The sequence below is a fragment of the Pseudomonas sp. BS3782 TE3695 genome, from assembly GCF_050435305.1.
Lineage (GTDB): Bacteria > Pseudomonadota > Gammaproteobacteria > Pseudomonadales > Pseudomonadaceae > Aquipseudomonas.
The window spans coordinates 266,344-286,096 of record NZ_JBNDKB010000001.1 but is presented as its reverse complement, the minus strand read 5'-3'; the positions used below and the strand labels follow the sequence as shown (position 1 = coordinate 286,096).

General features: G+C 56.3%; 13 protein-coding genes. 9 read left to right on the top strand and 4 right to left on the bottom strand.

All coding sequences use genetic code 11. From position 1 onward, the window contains the following. Nucleotides 1-215 precede the first annotated feature (215 nt). Complete coding sequence (putA, locus tag ABH909_RS01240) at nucleotides 216-4,169, bottom strand: trifunctional transcriptional regulator/proline dehydrogenase/L-glutamate gamma-semialdehyde dehydrogenase (protein ID WP_429429887.1); 3,954 nt, start codon at nucleotides 4,167-4,169, stop codon at nucleotides 216-218. Between the two features lie 461 nt (nucleotides 4,170-4,630). Between putA and putP the strand changes: the two genes are divergently transcribed. From putP to ABH909_RS01200, 8 genes are all read left to right on the top strand, one after another. Further along, nucleotides 4,631-6,115: a sodium/proline symporter PutP gene (putP, locus tag ABH909_RS01235; protein ID WP_123499875.1), complete on the top strand. Its 1,485-nt coding sequence runs from the start codon at nucleotides 4,631-4,633 to the stop codon at nucleotides 6,113-6,115. A gap of 365 nt (nucleotides 6,116-6,480) precedes the next feature. Continuing rightward, complete coding sequence (locus ABH909_RS01230) at nucleotides 6,481-8,502, top strand: type VI secretion system tip protein VgrG (protein WP_429429886.1); 2,022 nt, start codon at nucleotides 6,481-6,483, stop codon at nucleotides 8,500-8,502. Beyond that, on the top strand, nucleotides 8,492-9,229 hold the full coding sequence (locus ABH909_RS01225; protein WP_429429884.1) for a DUF4123 domain-containing protein: 738 nt from the start codon (nucleotides 8,492-8,494) through the stop codon (nucleotides 9,227-9,229). The genes ABH909_RS01230 and ABH909_RS01225 overlap by 11 nt, the downstream gene beginning before the upstream one ends. After that, nucleotides 9,229-14,034, top strand: a complete 4,806-nt coding sequence (locus ABH909_RS01220) for an RHS repeat-associated core domain-containing protein (RefSeq protein WP_429429882.1) — start codon at nucleotides 9,229-9,231, stop codon at nucleotides 14,032-14,034. Before ABH909_RS01225 ends, ABH909_RS01220 begins: the two co-directional genes overlap by 1 nt. Nucleotides 14,035-14,088: 54 nt before the next feature. After that, a complete protein-coding gene (locus tag ABH909_RS01215; protein WP_429429880.1) occupies nucleotides 14,089-14,451 on the top strand; it encodes a hypothetical protein in 363 nt (120 codons plus the stop codon). A 213-nt stretch (nucleotides 14,452-14,664) separates the two neighbouring features. Beyond that, nucleotides 14,665-14,925 (top strand): hypothetical protein, encoded by a 261-nt coding sequence (locus ABH909_RS01210; protein ID WP_429429878.1) that lies wholly within the window; start codon nucleotides 14,665-14,667, stop codon nucleotides 14,923-14,925. A gap of 162 nt (nucleotides 14,926-15,087) precedes the next feature. Further along, nucleotides 15,088-15,573, top strand: a complete 486-nt coding sequence (locus tag ABH909_RS01205) for a hypothetical protein (RefSeq protein WP_429429876.1) — start codon at nucleotides 15,088-15,090, stop codon at nucleotides 15,571-15,573. A gap of 1,076 nt (nucleotides 15,574-16,649) precedes the next feature. Then, nucleotides 16,650-16,967, top strand: a complete 318-nt coding sequence (locus ABH909_RS01200; RefSeq protein WP_429429874.1) for a hypothetical protein — start codon at nucleotides 16,650-16,652, stop codon at nucleotides 16,965-16,967. Nucleotides 16,968-17,034: 67 nt separating this feature from the next. On the opposite strand, the gene ABH909_RS01195 is transcribed toward ABH909_RS01200, so the two are convergent. From ABH909_RS01195 to ABH909_RS01185, 3 genes are read right to left on the bottom strand one after another with little or no spacing between them, the layout of a single operon-like run. Next, nucleotides 17,035-17,451, bottom strand: a complete 417-nt coding sequence (locus ABH909_RS01195; protein WP_429429873.1) for a hypothetical protein — start codon at nucleotides 17,449-17,451, stop codon at nucleotides 17,035-17,037. Next, entirely contained in the window at nucleotides 17,448-18,020 is a 573-nt protein-coding gene (locus ABH909_RS01190; protein ID WP_429429871.1) for a type VI secretion system amidase effector protein Tae4, read from the bottom strand. Before ABH909_RS01190 ends, ABH909_RS01195 begins: the two co-directional genes overlap by 4 nt. Beyond that, entirely contained in the window at nucleotides 18,020-18,604 is a 585-nt protein-coding gene (locus ABH909_RS01185) for a PAAR domain-containing protein (protein ID WP_183681152.1), read from the bottom strand. Before ABH909_RS01185 ends, ABH909_RS01190 begins: the two co-directional genes overlap by 1 nt. A 245-nt stretch (nucleotides 18,605-18,849) precedes the next feature. Here ABH909_RS01185 and ABH909_RS01180 point away from each other — a divergent pair, with 245 nt between their 5' ends. Next, nucleotides 18,850-19,686, top strand: a complete 837-nt coding sequence (locus ABH909_RS01180; RefSeq protein WP_429429868.1) for a 23S rRNA (adenine(2030)-N(6))-methyltransferase RlmJ — start codon at nucleotides 18,850-18,852, stop codon at nucleotides 19,684-19,686. The last annotated feature ends 67 nt before the right edge of the window (nucleotides 19,687-19,753 follow it).

Below are 19,753 nucleotides of genomic sequence, written 5' to 3'. Positions count from 1 at the left end.
CGGCCTACCTTTTTTTGGAATGGACCGAGTCTAGGCGTGGGAATAGAGGCTGAACAGGATGATTGATCTTGGTGATGGAGAAGCAAAAGATCGCAGCCTTCGGCAGCTCCTACAGAGAAACACGATCCCCTGTAGGAGCTGCCGAAGGCTGCGATCTTTTGATCTTGCTTCTAAAACACCAGGCACCCATTGCAGGTGCCCGGCCTTATTGCGGTTTAGCCGATCGTCATCAAACTGGCATTACCACCCGCCGCAGCAGTGTTAACGCTCAACGCACGTTCGATCACCAGGCGCTCCAACGCAATGTTGGTTTCGCCTTGCGACAAACCATGAACCCCGACAATCGCCCCGGCACGCTTGGCCACTTGCTGGCAGACCGCACGCAACTGGTCGGAATGGCCATGATGCAGAACCGCATCAATCACCACTTCGTCCTTGGTCCAGTCGGCAACCCGCTTGATCCGCACCTGAACTTCTTTCGGCAGGCGTGCGAACAGGGCCTTGCCCGGTTCAGCGTCCGGCCATACTGCCGAACCGCCCACGGCCAATACCGCAGCCAATTGAGTCAGCAGATCGCCTTCGACGTCCGCCAGGCACAGCACGTGTTCGCGCGGCAGGATGGCGTAGCTGTTGCGCTCGCCGGTCGGGCCAGCCAGAACACGGGTGATCCCGCTCTGCGATTGCGCCGCGAACTGTACGCACAGGGTGCTCAAGTCAGCGAACTTGTTGCTGTCGGCCCAGGCTTTCAGCGCAGTCAGCGGTTTGCTCATGGCATCACGCAGACGGACGTCCGGTGCAGCGAGAGCGTCGCCGCGAGCGAAGGATTGTTCGATTGCATCGGTAGGACGCGTCGACAGCAAACGGTACAGGTACAACGGACCACCGGCTTTCGGGCCAGTACCCGACAGGCCTTCACCGCCGAATGGCTGCACGCCAACCACCGCGCCGACGATGTTGCGGTTCACGTAGATGTTACCGGCGTTGACGTTGTCGATCACCTTGGCAATGGTCTCGTCGATGCGAGTGTGTACGCCCAGCGTCAGGCCATAGCCGGAAGCATTGATCTGACCGATCAGTTGATCGATGTCTTTGCGTTTGTAGCGCACCACGTGCAGCACCGGGCCAAAGATCTCCCGTTGCAGTTCGTCGAAGCTTTCCAGTTCGATCAGGGTCGGCATCACGAATGTGCCGCGTTTGACTTCTTCGCTGTTGGCGATGGCCACCTGGTACACGTTGCGACCTTTGTCGCGCATGGCCTGGATGTGCTTCTCGATGCCCGCCTTGGCTTCGGCGTCGATCACCGGACCGATGTCCACGGACAGGCGCTCAGGGTTGCCAAGACGGCATTCAGCCATGGCGCCCTTGAGCATTTCGATGACACGGTCAGCGGAATCTTCCTGCAGGCACAGGACCCGCAACGCCGAGCAACGCTGACCGGCGCTGTCGAAGGCTGAGGACACCACGTCGATCACCACCTGTTCGGTCAGCGCCGAGGAGTCAACGATCATCGCATTCTGGCCGCCAGTTTCGGCGATCAGCGGAATCGGACGGCCCTGAGCATCCAGACGACCGGCGACGTTGCGTTGCAGCAGACGAGCGACTTCGGTGGAACCGGTGAACATCACGCCTTTGACCCGATCGTCACCGACCAAGCGAGCGCCAACGGTTTCGCCACGGCCCGGCAGCAGTTGCAGCACGCCTTCCGGAATCCCGGCTTCGAGCAGCAAACGCACGGCTTGAGCGGCTACCAGCGGGGTTTGTTCCGCAGGTTTGGCCAAAACCGGGTTACCGGCAGCCAGTGCCGCAGCGACTTGGCCGCTGAAGATCGCCAACGGGAAGTTCCACGGGCTGATGCAAACCACCGGACCCAATGGACGGTGGGCGTCGTTGGTGAAATCGTTGCGCGCCTGCACCGCGTAATAACGCAGGAAATCTACGGCTTCACGCACTTCGGCGATGGCGTTGGCGAAGGTCTTGCCAGCTTCACGAGCCAACAGGCCCATCAACGGCTGGATCTCGCCTTCCATCAAGTCGGCGGCGCGTTCCAGAATCGCGGCGCGTTCGGCCGGCGGGGTGGCCTGCCAGATCGGTGCGGCGTTCAGGGCGCACTGGATCGCGTTGTCGACGTCTTCGACGGTGGCTTCTTGCACGTGACCCACCACGTCACGCAGGTCGGACGGGTTCAGGACGGGCGCAGGGGTTTCGCTGCTGGAGGCGCAGCCGAGCATCGGCGCCGCTTTCCAGTTGTTGTGAGCGGTGGCCAGCAGGGCGCAGGACAAGGAAGCCAGACGATGTTCGTTGGCCATGTCGATGCCGCTGGAGTTGGCGCGCTCGGCACCATAAAGATCACGCGGCAGCGGGATACGCGGGTGCGGCAGGCCGAAGCCGCCTTCCAGCGTCGCCATCTGCTCGATGCTGGCCACTGGATCGGCCACCAGCTCCTGAATCGAAATGGACTGGTCGGCGATGCGGTTGACGAACGAAGTGTTCGCGCCGTTTTCCAGCAGACGACGCACCAGGTACGCCAACAATGTTTCGTGCGTGCCAACCGGTGCGTACACGCGGCACGGACGGTTCAGCTTGCCTTCGGAAACTTTACCTACAACCTGTTCGTACAGCGGTTCACCCATGCCGTGCAGGCACTGGAACTCGTACTGACCCGGGTAATAGTTCTGACCGGCAATGTGGTAAATGGCCGACAAGGTGTGGGCGTTGTGCGTGGCGAACTGCGGATAAATGACTTCCGGCACCGACAGCAGTTTGCGTGCGCAAGCGATGTAGGACACGTCGGTGTACACCTTGCGGGTGTAGACCGGATAGCCTTCCAGGCCTTCGACCTGAGCGCGCTTGATTTCGCTGTCCCAATACGCGCCTTTCACCAGACGGATCATCAGGCGATGACGGCTGCGGCGAGCCAAGTCAATCACGTAGTCGATCACATACGGGCAACGCTTCTGGTACGCCTGGATCACGAAACCGATGCCGTTCCAGCCGGTCAGTTGCGGCTCGAAGCACAGGCGCTCCAGCAGATCCAGCGACAGCTCGAGGCGGTCGGCTTCTTCGGCGTCGATGTTCAGGCCGATGTCGTATTGCTTGGCCAGCAGGGTCAGCGACAGCAGGCGCGGGTACAGCTCGTCCATCACGCGCTCGTACTGGGCGCGGCTGTAGCGCGGGTGCAGTGCGGACAGCTTGATAGAAATGCCCGGGCCTTCATAAATCCCACGACCGTGGGAGGCTTTGCCGATCGAGTGAATGGCTTGTTCGTACGAGGCCAGGTATTTCTGGGCGTCGTGCTCGGTGAGTGCGGCTTCACCCAGCATGTCGTAGGAATAGCGGAAGCCTTTGGCTTCGAATTTGCTGGCGTTGGCCAAGGCTTCGGCGATGGTTTCGCCGGTGACGAACTGCTCGCCCATCAGGCGCATGGCCATGTCGACGCCCTTGCGGATCATCGGCTCGCCGCTCTTGCCGATGATGCGGCTCAGCGATGAAGTCAGGCCGGCTTCGTTGTGGGTGGCGACCAGTTTGCCGGTCAGCAGCAAGCCCCAGGTGGCGGCGTTGACGAACAGCGACGGGCTATTACCCAGGTGCGGGTGCCAGTTGCCGGTGCTGATTTTGTCGCGGATCAGCGCGTCACGGGTGCCTTTGTCCGGAATACGCAACAGCGCTTCGGCCAGGCACATCAGCGCTACGCCTTCCTGGGACGACAAGGAAAATTCCTGCAACAGGCCCTGAACAATCCCGGCACGGCCGCCGGCGCTTTTCTGATTGCGCAGTTTTTCGGCAATCGAGGCGGCGAGCTTGTTGGTGGCTTCCGCCATCGGGGCCGGCAGGCGCGCCTGCTCGATCAGCATCGGTACCACTTCAGGTTCCGGGCGACGGTAGGCGGCAGTGATAGAGGCGCGCAGCACCGATTGCGGCAGGATGCTTTCGGCGAATTCCAGGAAGCACTGATGGGCGTGATCGACGTGGATCTCGCCCGCTTCGTCAACTTCCTTGCCATTCAAACCGTTCAGCTCGGACAGGGTTGCACCACCCTCGAGTTTTTCCAGGTAATTGAAAATTGCCTGCTTGATCAGCCAGTGCGGCGTGCGATCAATCGAGGTCGCGGCGGCCTTGAGGCGTTCGCGGGTCGGGTCGTCAAGTTTGACCCCAAGAGTGGTGGTAGCCATATTTTTATCCTCATGTTTGCCACGACCGCGTGGCATCAGCTGGCGGCAAGATTAGCTGTGCGTCGGTCGAGGTGCAACCGGGTGCAACCCTTTTTTTGTCAGAATAATAAGCAGCTCGTCAGGAAATGAATTCTGGTACATCCCTCCCGTACCTGCTTGGTGCTTTTACTTCTAGCGCAACCCGGAAAACGCCCTAAAAAGGAGCAAAAACCGACTCTTTGCAAGAAAATCCGACTAGGTGCAACTTATTCGCAAGAAACTGGTTGCACCTTATTTGCTTTGTTGAATAGCATTCGCGGCCAAGGTGCAACCGGTCAAAAAGATCGGTGCGCCGGCTGATGGCTTTCCTGGGGAAACATCAGTCATAAATGCGCGGGACCCCGAATCGTCCGTCAAACGTCGCCGTTTGCGAGCGGTTCACCAGCCGCTGCTACATAAAAACAATGCCAGGGCGTAACTCAATGAGCGTAAGCAATCCAACCCTGATCACGTTCGTGATCTACATCGCAGCAATGGTGCTGATCGGCTTCATGGCCTATCGCTCCACCAACAACCTTTCTGACTACATTCTGGGCGGTCGTAGCCTGGGCAGCGTCGTGACAGCACTTTCCGCCGGTGCTTCCGACATGAGCGGCTGGTTGTTGATGGGCCTGCCGGGCGCTATCTACATGTCCGGTCTTTCTGAAAGCTGGATCGCTATCGGCCTGATCATCGGTGCTTACCTGAACTGGTTGTTCGTCGCCGGTCGTCTGCGCGTGCAGACCGAGCACAACGGCGATGCACTGACCCTGCCGGATTACTTCTCCAGCCGTTTCGAAGATAAAAGCGGCCTGCTGCGGATCATCTCCGCGGTCGTGATTCTGGTGTTCTTCACCATCTACTGCGCTTCCGGCATCGTGGCCGGCGCCCGTCTGTTCGAAAGTACCTTCGGCATGTCTTACGAGACCGCGCTGTGGGCCGGTGCTGCGGCGACGATTGCCTACACCTTCGTCGGTGGTTTCCTGGCAGTGAGCTGGACGGACACCGTACAAGCCACATTGATGATCTTCGCCCTGCTGCTGACGCCGATCATCGTGCTGCTGGCGACTGGCGGCATCGACACCACGTTCCTGGCCATCGAAGCACAAGACCCAAGCAACTTCGACATGCTGAAAAACACCACTTTCATCGGCATCATCTCGCTGATGGGCTGGGGTCTGGGCTACTTCGGCCAACCACACATCCTGGCGCGTTTCATGGCGGCGGATTCGGTCAAGTCGATCGCTAACGCTCGTCGCATCTCCATGACCTGGATGATCCTGTGCCTGGGCGGCACCGTCGCGGTAGGTTTCTTCGGCATCGCTTACTTCTCGGCAAACCCTGCCGTAGCGATGCCAGTGAGTGAAAACCACGAGCGTGTGTTCATCGAACTGGCAAAAATCCTGTTCAACCCGTGGGTTGCCGGTGTACTGCTGTCGGCCATTCTGGCAGCGGTGATGAGTACCCTGAGCTGCCAGCTGCTGGTGTGCTCGAGCGCCCTGACCGAAGACTTCTACAAAACCTTCCTGCGTAAAAGCGCTTCCCAGGTTGAACTGGTCTGGGTCGGTCGCGCCATGGTGCTGCTGGTTGCCCTGATCGCCATTGCGATGGCGGCTAACCCGGAAAACCGTGTACTGGGTCTGGTCAGCTACGCTTGGGCTGGTTTTGGTGCTGCGTTCGGTCCGGTTGTCCTGATCTCTGTGATCTGGAAAGACATGACCCGCAACGGCGCACTGGCCGGCATCCTGGTCGGCGCGATCACCGTGATCGTCTGGAAACACTTCGAACTGCTGGGCCTGTACGAAATCATCCCAGGTTTCATCTTCGCCAGCCTGGCGATTTACATCGTCAGCAAGCTGGGCACGCCGACTCACGGCATGCTTCAGCGCTTTGCGGCTGCCGAAGCAGATTTCCGCCTGAACAAGTGATGGGGATGAGCTGATGCTCTGACCTTTCGGCTACATGAAAAACGGCCCGCTTCCTTTTGGAGGCGGGCCGTTTTTTTATGGCGCAGATCTTGAGGCATCGAAGTTCCACTGTGGGAGCGGGCTTGCTCGCGAATGCGGTAAATCAGTCGACATCAACGTTGTCTGTCACACCGCCTTCGCGAGCAAGCCCGCTCCCACATTTGTTCGGTGGTGCTTCTGAAGGGAATGTATGTAGTCAAAAATTCTGTTTTATGAAGGGGGAATCTTCATAAAAAGTAGGGCAAATCTGATTTTCTTGTCCCACAGTCAACACCCCTTGTCGCTCATGCAGAATCGCCCGCCTTCATTCTGCAGAGACACATCGGATGTTCGCGCCTGCCAATCAACCGCGTTTCACGTTGACCCTCGACGGCGTCCAGAATGAGCTCAAGGTACTTGAGTTCACGGGCAAGGAAGCCATCAGCCAACCCTACCGTTTTGACCTGGAACTGGTCAGCGAGCGCCCGGACCTGGAACTCGAAAGCCTGCTGCACCGTCAGGCATTTCTGAGTTTCGATGCGCAAGGTTCCGGTATTCACGGTCAGATTTTTCGCGTCGGCCAAAGCGACTCCGGGAAACGTCTGACGGGCTATCAAATCAGTCTCGTGCCGCGCCTGACGTATCTCGGTCAGCGTATCAATCAGCGGATTTTCCAGCATAAAAGCGTGCCGGCGATCGTCACGCAAATCCTCAAAGACCACGGGATCCAGCGCGATGCCTTCGAGTTTCGGCTCGGCAGCGACTACCCCGAGCGCGAGTACTGCGTGCAATACGCCGAAAGCGATCTGGCATTCATTCAGCGTCTGTGTGCCGAGATTGGCATTCACTACCACTTCCAGCACAGCCCCGACGGGCACTTGCTGGTGTTCGGCGATGACCAGACGGTTTTCCCTCGACTACCCGAGCCGACGCTGTACTTGCCAGGCAGCGGGATGGCAGCGGATGCGCCAGCGATCAAGCGGTTCAACGTGCGCCTGGAAACCCGTACTACCGCGGTCACTCGCCGGGATTACGACTTCCACAAACCACGCCTGCAACTCGAAAGCCGCCTCGACAGCGAACAGCGCCCGGTGCTGGAGGACTACCACTTCCCTGGCCAATTCACCGACCGCGAAAACGGCAAACGTCTGGCGCAAAGGGCCTTGGAGCGCCACGGCGCAGATTACCGCCAGGCCGAAGGTCGCGGCGACGAATCTGCTTTGGTCAGTGGGCATTTCCTACACCTCGCCGAACACCCGCGTCAGACGTGGAATGACCTGTGGTTGATCACTGAAATTGAACACCGTGGTCGGCAGCCGCAGGTCCTTGAAGAGTCGGCCACCAGCGACAGCCCGGATGATTTCCAGGGTTATCGCAATGCCTTTCTGGCGACGCCGTGGGACGTTGCTTTTCGCCCCGCGCTGGGGCCGGAAAAGCCCCGCATGCTCGGCTATCAACCTGCCGTGGTCACCGGCCCGACTGACAGCGAAATCCATTGCGACGAGTACGGTCGGGTCAAGGTTCAACTGGCCTGGGACCGTGACGGTCAGCTCAACGAGCATTCCAGTTGCTGGCTGCGTGTCGCCACTGGCTGGGCGCAGGATCGCTATGGCAGCGTGATGATTCCGCGCGTCGGCATGGAAGTGCTGGTGGGATTCGTCGACGCCGATGCCGACAAGCCGCTGGTCATGGGGTGCCTGCCCAACGCCGCGACTCCGGTGCCGCTCGATCTGCCGGCGGACAAGACTCGCAGCATTTTCCGCAGCCAAAGTAGTCCCGGTGGCGGTGGTTACAACGAATTGCGCATCGAGGATCGCAAGGGCGGCGAGGAAATCTACCTGCGCGCCCAGCGAAACTGGACTCAGCATGTACTGAATGATCAGCAGGTGCAGGTCGACAACCAGCGCAGCATCGTCGTCACCGGCACCGCCCGTCATGAGCTGAAGGCTGACGAAAAACGCATCACCCACGGTCAGCGCCAGACCGAAGTGCGACTTGATGATCATTTGGTGGTGGTCGGCGACCGGCACATTCGCGTGACCAGTCAGGCCCTCAACGCCAGCCAGCAATTCCACGTCAGCGCCGGCCAGCAAGTGGTCATCGACGGCGGCGCCAGCGCGACAATTCAGGCGGGCGGGCAGTGGATCAACATCGGCCCCGGCGGGATTTTCAGCAGCGTGCCGATCCAGGTCGGTGGCGCACCGATGGCAGCTATGGCCGCTGCCCCGAGCTTGCCGGATGTTCCGTTGAAACTCGCCGCCGCCGCCCCGGCGGCGCTGCTCAGTGCCGCACAGATTCTCAGCCTGAAAAGTGATGCGCCGTTCTGTGAAGAATGCGAGCGCTGCAAGGACGGTGTTTGTGCAGCCTGATCCCTTGTCGCCTCACGCCTGGCTGGAGCGCCAGCCGCTGAAGCCGCGGGAGCAACTGTTCGCGATTTTCAGCAGTGCCGGTGCTGCTGAACCGTTCAAAGCCTGGCAACGCTCGATCACCGCTCAAGCGCCGAGCCCGATCTGGGCTGATACCGCGTATGCCGAGTGGGATGCGGTGATGCCCTACGTCGGAATCGTCGCTGTCGGCGGTGAGTTTTTGGAGTGGGTCGCTACGACCGAGTCCCGCGATTGGGGTTGGCTGGCGGTTTCTTCTGCTTCTCAAGAAGTGCTGGTCGAGCATTTGCGCAGCCTCACTCAAGTTCTTTTGCCCAACGGCAACGCGGTGTTTTTCCGTTTCTGGGATGGGCGTTATTTGTTGTCGATTCTTCAGTCAGCCGAGGTTAACGCCACGCAGTTAATGCCTGTCATTGACCGTTGTTTGATCAATGGTTTGCCGCTCGATATTGGCGGCAGTGCATTGAAAACCTCCAGGGTTTTCCCGTGGTGGGAAGTTTCTGAATCGCTGCTCAAACACCTCGCCACTGAGTCCGCCACAACCCGCATCAACAACCTGCTGAAGTGGTTGAGCGAGGACCGCCCTGATCTTTATGAGGTGTTTTCCGAAAGTGTTTTGCGGCACAAAGTCGCGAGTTTTCTTGAGACGCCGGACATGCCTCAAGTGCCGAAATCAGCGTTGGTGGATTACCTGATGACGGAGCTGGACTGATGGATCAGATCGTACGGATCGAGCAGGAGCTCGACGGTTTCAAAGACACCTTGAGCTTGTATCGCCAGCAACTTGGCAGCTTCTTGAGCCGGAATGCGGACAGGGTTAGCCGGGCTACGGATATGCCGTCGCTGATGGACATGGAACGCAAGATCAAGCTGGGAAATACCAGCAAGTCGGTCAGTAGTCGCGATGACGATTTCTTCTCCAGCGTTGCGCAGTGTCCGGACAGCGGAATTCTGGAAATCGAGAGCAAGTTTGAATCGGTTTATGACGTTCCGCTGGGGAATATTCGGGTCGATGTGATTGCCCAGGATGGCGGTAAGTCGACGCCTGTGACGCTCGATGAAAACGGTAAAGGACAGTTCGAAGGCTTACCCGGCAAGTTCTATCGCGTTCATGTCCAGGGTGAAGTTACCCCGGCTCAAATCGATGATCTTTTCTCGTCTTACGATGGCTTGACCTCAGAGCTGGAAGGCTGGCTGCGCAAAGAGTGGGAGGGGTTCAAACCGCAGTGGTCGCAGCAATCGGCTTCAGCTTCATTGGCAGCAGTGGGCAATGGAATGCTGGCGGGAAGTTGGGCAGCGATTCAGGCTGTTTGGGATGGCATTGGTGAACTCACCGACATCCTGAAAGACCCCAACGCCTTTGCCGAAAAGCTCGGTGAAAGTGCGGGTCAACTTGCCAGGCTGGCCGTAACTGCTCCAGGCATGATGGAAAAAGCCATGTTGCTGGCCAGCGACGAGGCAGCGCTGTGTTTGCTGATGCGCACCGCAGTGCTATGGCTCGAAGCATTGCCGCCTTCGCAACTTGCCGGATCCTCGGCTGAAGCCATTTCCAAAGTTGTGGTCGGTTTGGTCATCGACTTGTTGATTGGCGTGGTGCTGAGTGTCGTTGGGGTAGGCATTGCCTGGCTGACAGTGCGTCTGGCCAAGTACAGCGCGCAGATTTTTCAGGCCGTAATGGGCTTCGTGAAGTCGATGGTCGCGATCATCAACAACTTCATGGAGTACGTCGACCGCTATAAGAAAGTCGCCGCGCGCGGTGTTGCAGCGGGACTGAAAAAGGGTCGGATGCAACTGCGCTGGGATGCCAAACGCAACACCACGCTCAAGCAAAACGAACACCACGACGATGTCTCAAAACAAGCCACAAACCCCAACGGCGACAGCGCCGACTCCGCGGATAAAACCGCGACCAACAAATGCCCGGTGTCGATGATCACCGGCGAAGAACTGCTGACTCTCACTGATGGTTCGTTGGACGGAATCCTGCCGTTCGACTTCACCCGGCTCTATCGCACCAGTGCCGCCGAGATCGATTGTGGGCTGGGCTTCGGCTGGAGCCATTCGCTCGCCCATCGGCTGGAAATCGAGGGTGATCAGGTCATCTGGATCGACCACGAAAACCGCCGCATCACCTTCCCGCTGCCGAACCACGAACGCCCGGCGATCCACAACGGCCTGTCACGCGCGGCGATTTATCTCGGCGATGACCCCGAGGAATTGATCCTCGCCCAGGCTGGCGAAGAAACTTGTTTCTACCACTTTCATAACGGTTTTCTGACCGCGATCAGCGACGCGTACGACAACCGCCTGCGCATCACTCGCGACCGCCAGCAGCGCATCCAACGCCTCGACAACGGTGCCGGTCGCGCCTTGCTGTTGCGCTATGACCGCGCGCATCTGATCGCCGTCGACTATCAGGTGTTTGTCCCCGCGCAGACCCTCGCCGAGGCCTGGCACACCGAGCAGACGCTGGTCAGTTACCGCTACGACGAATGCGCTCAATTGGTCGAGGCGAGCAACGCCGCCGGCGAAAGCGAGCGTTACGACTACGACGATCAGCACGTGATCCTGCAGCGGCAACTGGCCGGCGGGGCGAGTTTCTTCTGGGAGTGGGAACGGTCCGGCAAAGCGGCCAGATGTGTTCGCCACTGGGCGTCGTTTTCGCAGATGGACACGCGTTATGTCTGGGATGACGAGGGCAGTGTCACCGTCCAGAACATCGATGGCAGCGAAGAGGTTTACGTCCACGACGACCGGGCGCGGCTGGTGCGCAAGGTCGAACTGGATGGCGGCGAACAGCTCAAGGCCTATGACGACAACGGCCGGCTGATTGCCGAGCAGGACCCGCTAGGCGCTGTTACCGAATATCGCTATGACGAAGTCGGACGGTTGGTGGCGCTGATTCCATCGGAAGACGAGCCAACGGCCTACGAGTACCGCAACGGTTTCCTGCATACGCGCTATCACGGCAAAGCGGTGTGGAAATATCAGCGCAATGCCCAGGGGGATGTCACCGAAGCGACCGATCCCGACGGCCAGGTCACCCATTATCACTACGATGCTCAGGGGCGTTTGCTGTCGATCCGTTACCCGGACACCAGCCGCCATGTGTTCGTCTGGAATGCCTTGGGGCAGTTGCTCGAAGAGACCTTGCCGGATGGCGGGCAGCGGAAGTTTTCCTACGACGTACTGGGGCGAAGGATTACCTGTCAGGACGAACACGGTGCCGTTACTCGTTACCAATGGGACGCCGTCGGCCGACTGATTCAAACCACCCTGCCGACCGGCGCCACGCGCGGCTTCAGCTACAACACCTACGGCCAGATCACCGCCGAACGCGATGAACTGGGCCGCGTCACCCGCTACGAATACCTCGACGACCTGCACCTGGTCAGCCGCCGCATCAGCCCCGACGGCACGCAGCTCCAGTACCGCTACGACAACGCGCAGCTGCTGCTCACGGACATCGAAAACGAAGCCGGCGAACACTATCGCCTGGACTACACCCCTGGCGGATTGATCCGACAGGAAACCGGCTTCGACGGCCAGCGCACCGCTTATAGCTACGACCTCAATGGCCACTTGCAGGAGAAAACCGAGTTCGGCGATGACGGTTCGCAGTTGGTCACGTCTTACGAGCGGGACTCGGCCGGGCGCCTGTTGGTCAAGACCCTGCCCGATGGCATCCAGGTCGAATACCGCTACGACTCGCTGGGCCGATTGATCAGCGTCGACGACGGCCACGATCATCCGCTGGAATTCGAGTACGACCAGCAGGACCGCTTGATCACCGAACACCAGGGCTGGGGCACCTTGCGTTACGGCTACGACGCCTGCGGCCAGCTCAACCGCCTGCGCCTGCCGGACGGCAGCAAACTCGACTACCAGCACGCCAAGGGCGGCGCGCTGACGGCCATCGACCTTAATGGCGCGCGGCTTACGACGCACACCTTCCTCGCCGGTCGCGAACAAAACCGCCAGCAGGGCCTGCTGCTCAGCGAATATGCCTACGACGACCAGGGCCGGCTGAAGGCCCACGCCGTCAGCCAACAGCAAAAAAACCTGTACCGCCGCGACTATGCCTACAGCCTCAACGGCAATCTCGACCACATCGCCGACACCCGCCACGGCCAGCGCAATTACCAATACGACCCGCTCAACCGCCTGACCCGCGTGCGCCACACCCGCGACGACCCGCCGGAAAGCTTCGCCCACGACCCGGCGGGCAACTTGCTGATGCAGGACCGCCCCGGCGTTGCGAAGGTGCTGGGTAATCGCCTGCTGATGCAAGGCGACCGCCACTACGACTACGACGCCTTCGGCAATCTCATCCGCGAGCGCCGCGGCACCGCGCAAAAACTCGTCACCGAATACCGCTACGACTGCCAGCACCGACTGGTCGGCGTCACCAGCCCGGACGGTCGCACCGCCAGCTACCGCTACGACGCCTTCGGCCGCCGCATCAAGAAAACCGTCGACGGCAAAACCACCGAGTTCTTCTGGCAGGGCGACAATCTCGTCGCCGAAAGCAGCCGCGAGCATTACCGCAGCTACGTCTACGAACCCGGCAGCTTCCGCCCCCTCGCCATGCTCGACGGCAAAGGCCCGCGCAAGGCCTGCCCGTTCTACTACCAGCTCGATCACCTTGGGACGCCTCAGGAGCTGACCGATTTCGGTGGCGAGATCGTGTGGTCGGCGAAGTACAACGCCTACGGCAAGGTCACGCATTTGGCGTTCGGCGGGGGCGAGCAGCTCGACCAGCCGCTGCGGTTCCAGGGGCAGTACTTCGACGCCGAGAGTGGCCTGCACTACAACCGGCATCGGTACTATGATCCGGAGGTGGGTCGGTACCTGACGCCGGATCCGATCAAGTTGGCGGGTGGGCTGAACCAGTACCAGTACACGCCGAATCCGACGGGGTGGGTTGATCCGTTGGGGTTGAGCGGAAATTGCCCGCCGCCGAATAAGTCGGATTGTAAAGTGCCGGGGGATACGACTGGCGTTAAGGTTGATGAGGGTGAGCCAGCGCTGCCGAAGATGACGGCGGAGCAGCGGAGGGCGCGGATTGATGAGCTGGCTGAGGCGAACGCCAAGGGACGGGTTATGGCAATGGAGGATAAATACGACATGCATACCGTCAAAAAGCACAGTTCAGAAATATCGGATACCGCACTAAAACAGCGAGCCATTAACGGAGCGGACCCTAATACAGGGAGGATCCCGAATGGAGCGAGGGGGAATTTAAGCTCTCAGTTCAGTAGCTGGAGGGTTCATTTCAATGCATTGAATAAGGCATTAACTAGAGAGAGGTTGGGGCTGAGCCCCCATACGGGTACAGATCACAACAGAGACCCGATTGTAAGGATGGAGCTTCCTGGCGCTGGTCGTGGGTATAGGCCAAATAGAATAGATCAAAGTAATCCTAAGTTAAATGAGGATCTGAATTGGTTTGAAGTTAAGTTTGATAAAGATGATGTGACTCGGCCCTATACAGGTTTTCCTTCGGAGAAGAAATGATGTTGCGAGACCCTTTTTTAGATGAGGAATTTCGGCCCGACTTAATGTGGTTTATTGGGGTTTTTTGGTGTTTATGATCGTGAAGAGACGCTTGGGGCAGAACTTGAAGTTTATGATCCTAATAATAAGGACGATAGAGCTGAGCTGATCAGGAAGTACAGTCTTAATTTAGGGTATTTGACCTATCGGCATAAGCTCGTTTTGATGGAGTCTCTGGCAGATAAGCTGAACGACGAAAGCTATGACTTTCAGGGCTTGTTCGATATTGACGAGGACGAGGCTGCGAGCTGGGCTCGGGGTGAATGGTACGAATTAAAGGATCCTCGTGGTTTTCTTCAGCATGTCTATACGCTGGCGCAGGAGGTTTGGAAAGATGACTTGCTCAAAGCCAGCCAGGAAGATCGAGCGACTTGGTGAAGGGAGCTCACGCTCAGATAAGTCGTAGATAGCGAATTTATGAAAATAAGTAGATCTGTCCCATTTTTTCTAAAATGCTGGTAGAGGGTATAAACCAAATAATAGGGACAGAAACAATCCAAGATATGTAGATGTGCTAAATTCTTCTGAAGTTGGATTTCGTCGGCAGGATATAAAAAGCATTATACGGCGTTCCCAGATTAGGATGTTGAGATGTTGAAGTGGCCTATGTTCGATCTACCATTTGAGCCCCTGCTTTCATATTGGCTGGGAGGTATTTCTATATATGATATTGAAGAAACTCTGGGCGTTGCTTTGTCGGCGTACGATCCGAACGATGGAGCCGATAGAGAAGTAGTTATAAGAGGCTTTATATTAACTCGTTTTGATGATCTTACTTATAGGCATAGATTTTTAATGGTTAAGCTGCTTGAGGCGTCATTAAAGCTTCCGGAGTTTGATTTTTTTGGATAATTCGAAAGTAATTATAATGAGAATACTTGTGTTGCATGGGGTGAAACGCAAATAGATGACGCTCGCGGTTTTTTTGAGGATATATATAGACTGGCCAGCGAAGAGTGGAAGAATGATCTTCAAAAAGCTAGTCTCGAAGATCAATCTGATTGGTGATTTGTAGTGTCTGATAATATAACCCGAGAGTTGATACTGGAGTGGGCGTATAACGATGACGTCGTTATTGATATGTATGAAAGTGGCGATGATGGTGATGCTGCAATTTTCGAAAGTACAGTAAGAAGTATTTTTGGTGCGAAGGGGGCGCTGGAGTTTGCTGCAGATCCAAAATGTCCGAGTAGGTTGTATTTTGCTGGGTTGTTGTCGCACTCTTTCTTATGGATGTTTAGGCGCGGTACTAAATTGCCTTTTCATTTTTCTAGATTTCGCGGAATTATGTCGAGAGATGAATATAGGCAAGAGCTTGTAAAGCGTGAAGACGAAATATATGAGCTTTGTTTGGTTCTGGATAGTATGCGGGTTATTAATGATCCTGCAATTCAGTCTCTATACAAGCAGGTTCTGGATTTTAGGCATGATCAACGCGACAGTGACTCTAGGTTCTACTGCGAGTGTCGCTCTAGATTAGATCTTAAGTTGTTTGAGTAGGAAGCTTTTTTGGTTTGTCGCGTTTTGTTGTCGCATCCCAATATGTCCACTTTTGTTTGAATTGGGATGGTGTGTCGACTTGTGGTTAAGAAAGCTGATGCAAGAATGAATCTGCTTGGTTTTTTTAAAGTAGGAATTAGCTACTGCTTTACTTTTGCTCGCGACAGTCATGTTGTTGTTTTGGCGATAGTGGTCAGTGGGTATGCGGCGGAAAACTAACCTGAAAGTATACTTGCAAGATAAATATATCCATCCACGTTTATCAGTGATGTTTAACGGGCTGCTACTTTGAAGATAGTGAAATCTACTCGCTTTGATGATGTCGACCACGATGTTGGATATGAGTACCGTGGTTGTAACTACGAAATACAGAACGAAGAGGATGTGTTTCTGATCAGAATTTACGATGATGAATCCGGACAGGCAACGGTAGTACGTCCGACTACAATGTCTAAAAACGGTAGCCTTAGAAAGCTTGTTGAGTTCTTACAATCCGAGCTAAGAGTGTCCAAGATCTATCTCTACAAAGGCGATTTGGGGCGCTACGCCGAGATCGATCTTGATAGCTTGGCATTCTGCACCGTCTGAAGTCGGCGGCAAGAGAGTGGCAGGCGTTTTTACACACTCTGGGCCGAATTCTGTCTTTGCTGAGTGGCAGCTATAGGATGTGGATTCAACAGGTGGCGAAATCAAGCCAAGCTTCAGTGAAGCCTTTCGTCACCTTTGCTTTTTTTGAGCGAAATTTCTGGGCAAGGTTGTCGGAAGTTTCCTTCAAGTCGTAGCGGTTTCCATGAACTGGTGTGAAATGTTTTCCATCGATAGTCTTTGGTGGTCACTGAAAACTCAGTGACGGGGTGTAGGAACCCTTCAAAGTCGTTGGAAATGTATTGGCGTCGAAGCTTGGTTTGCGGCCGTTAACGTACGTCCGTAAGATCAGTTGCGGCGGTTGTGCGCGGGCACGCTTCGGCGTGGTCGAGTTTTCCAAAGGCCTCGATATTCCTACCCCGCGCATAGCTGCCACCCCAGCCTGTAGGAAGGCTGATGGCAGTTCCTATTTTTTGCCTTTGGAACTGAATATGAAAACCCTTCATCCCGACCCACCCTACGAAAAAATAATCCCTCATCCCGAAAACCGCTTCATGGCCCTCACCAGCAACTGCACCGACATGCCCACCCTGTTCGTCGATACCCACGCCCCACTTGATGTTCTATATGACGCTGCCAACTATCGAATTCGCGCCGTCACGCAGGTGCTTGAGAACATGTCGATGCGCGGTTCGGTCGAGTGCGAATCCTTCATTCTCAGTGACTTTGCCTTGCTCTGCTCCATTCCTCTGAGGGATGGCTGTGATGTGCTGGATGTGATTGGGCGGCGGTTGCGGGCTCGGTCCTAGTATTTGAATAAAGAGTGATCCTTCCTGTTTGATTGTAGGAAGGATCGTCCTTACTCATTTGGATGATCTACTTTGGTAGGTATTGATCCTGAGACTGAATGAATGCGTCGAATTCCCTGGAGTTGTAAACCTCGAGGCAACCATAAAAGACCATTTTTTTATCAGAATGCTTGCTGACGGATGAGGTCTTTGCATAGGCATTACGCATATATTTCTCGGTTTCTGCGTAAGGGTCATGTGTGACCTCGAGGGTGTCCTCGTTTTGAATGATCAGATGCTGACCTTTACCCATCGACGAGTAGGCGCCAATCGCAAGTCCGATATCAGATTGGATTTCTGACTCACCCTTGAATTGGCTGGAGATACAGTTTGCCAGCCCATAATCCTTTAGCACTTCTCGAGCCTTATCAATATCGATTTCAGCAGATATGGCTCGCCCTGCAACGAGTAGCAGTGCCAGCACAATTAGCCGAGAGTGCGTCATCCCTTCAATTCCCAAAAGTTTATTTTTTCCAGCTTTACCCTTGGATTTTCATAGGTATGGCTGTCTTGCCTGTGGTAGTCACTGTCATCACCGGTCACGCTCCCGTTCCAGAGGGTTGCGTGGCCTGACGCGTCGCTCCATCCGGTGATTTCCATAACAATGACGCCTTTTTTTCCATTTATAAAATTCGAATTGGTTTGCGTCAGCGTATGATCGGGCTCGCCCCAGTTATGTCTAAGAAAAGCGAGGAAATCTACCACCTTCATTATGTAGGGAAGCTGGTCCGCTCCACTCAGTCGATAGATGGGCTGGTTTTTTATGATCGTGCCTTTGGGGATTTTATATCCGCCGTAATTAAAGGCTCTGCTTATCCTCAATGCGCAGGCATTCGCATAAGCATCAGGCTTCTCCGCTCTTGCCGCTTCGACTCCGCCTCCGACAAGTCCGTAAACCTCGACTGAGCCTTTATGACCTACTTCTGCGTATGCGTTCCATAGAGTGCTGAAGCGAGGTCTTTTAACCGAGATGCTGGAAGACACTCCGCCGGCATTGATGACAACTTTAGCCATTATGCTTCCCCTTCCATGTCAATGATTTCGCTTCCAAATGCGTTTTGAATGATAGCTACGCCTTTGGCCCCGACTACCCCTGTCAACGCTTTTTCGGTGGGGCCGCTAATGTTGACGGTAACCGTCTCGCCGGGCAAATAACCCGAAGTTTTCACATGAATATTCAAGTCGGTGTAAAACCGGGAAACTGACTCAACAGGCACCTGCTCATCACCATAGGACAAGGAAATGTCAGTGATGGTCTTGGGGCGATTGAGCAGGGCAGTGATACCTGAAAAATCTGCTTTGTTGTGTTCGGCTCCGCCATATACAGATGACTGAGCGGACATCACCTTGTTGGATTGTGGGGGGCAACCGCAGGCAACGTAATCACCTTCCAGGGCAACCAATCCGGCCGGTAATGTGATGGTTCTGGGCCCGACCGCGACGATGGGCCCTTTTCCTTTGCTACAGGCTGGGCAACTTGCCAAATGTCCAATAGATGAGGTGCTAACAGCGCAATCGATGTTGATACCGACATTCCCTTCCAGTACGGAGCCGCCAGTTGAAGTAGGCGCACCGATACCAATCATTTTCCGTCCCATGTAAATCTCCGTTTTACGGGCGTCAGGTCGGTCCGATCTTCGCACTCATGAGTAAGCTCCACGACGGCAAGTCTTTGGCAAAATGTGACTTGATGTTACTCGCCACATTAGCAGCAAGATCAAAAGATCGCAGCCTTCGGCAGCTCCTACAGAAGGGCGATCACGGTGAGAATGCCCGCTTAGCCGTGAGGTCCTGACGTTCGGCCCCGTACAAGGTAAACTTCCCGGCCTTCGCAGGAGCAATCATGAATTATCGTCACGCCTTCCATGCCGGCAATCACGCCGATGTGTTCAAACACCTGACTTTGACCCGCCTCATCGCCTTGATGTCGCGCAAGGAGCAGCCGTTTGCCTATCTCGACACTCACGCCGGTATTGGTCTGTATGACCTGCAGGGCGATCAGGCCAGTCGTACCGGCGAGTACCTGGAAGGGATCGCGCGGTTGTGGGATCAGCCGGATTTGCCGGCGCTGACTGCCGATTACATGAAGGTGCTGCACGACATGAACCCCGATGGCCAGTTGCGCTATTACCCGGGGTCGCCGGAGTTGGCGCGGCGGCTGACGCGGCCCAAGGATCGGGTGATGCTCAACGAGAAGCACCCCGAAGATGGCTTGCTGCTCAAGGACAACATGGCCGGTGATCGTCGGGTGAAGGTGCATTTGGGGGAAGGCTGGCATGTGCCGCGGGCGATGTTGCCGGTGCAGGAGAAGCGGGCGGTGATGTTGATTGATCCGCCGTTCGAGCAGCTCGATGAGATGCAGCGTTGTGCGGCGTCGTTGAAAGAGGCGATTGGCCGGATGCGCCAGACGGTGGCGGCGATCTGGTACCCGGTGAAGGATCAGCGCATGTTGCGGCGGTTCTATCAGGATTTGGCGGGTACGGGCGCGCCGAAGTTGTTGCGGGTGGAGTTGCTGGTGCATCCGCTGGATACGCCCAATAGCCTGAATGGTTCGGGGTTGGCGATTGCCAATCCGCCGTGGGGGCTTGAAGAGGAATTGCGTGAGTTGCTGCCGTGGTTGTCCAAGAAGCTTGGGCAGACACAGGGTGGGTGGCAGATGGATTGGTTGATTGCTGAGTAGCAGCTGTAAGTTTCAAGCTACAAGCTGCAAGTTAAAGCTGCGAACACAGGGCTTGCAGCTTGAGGCT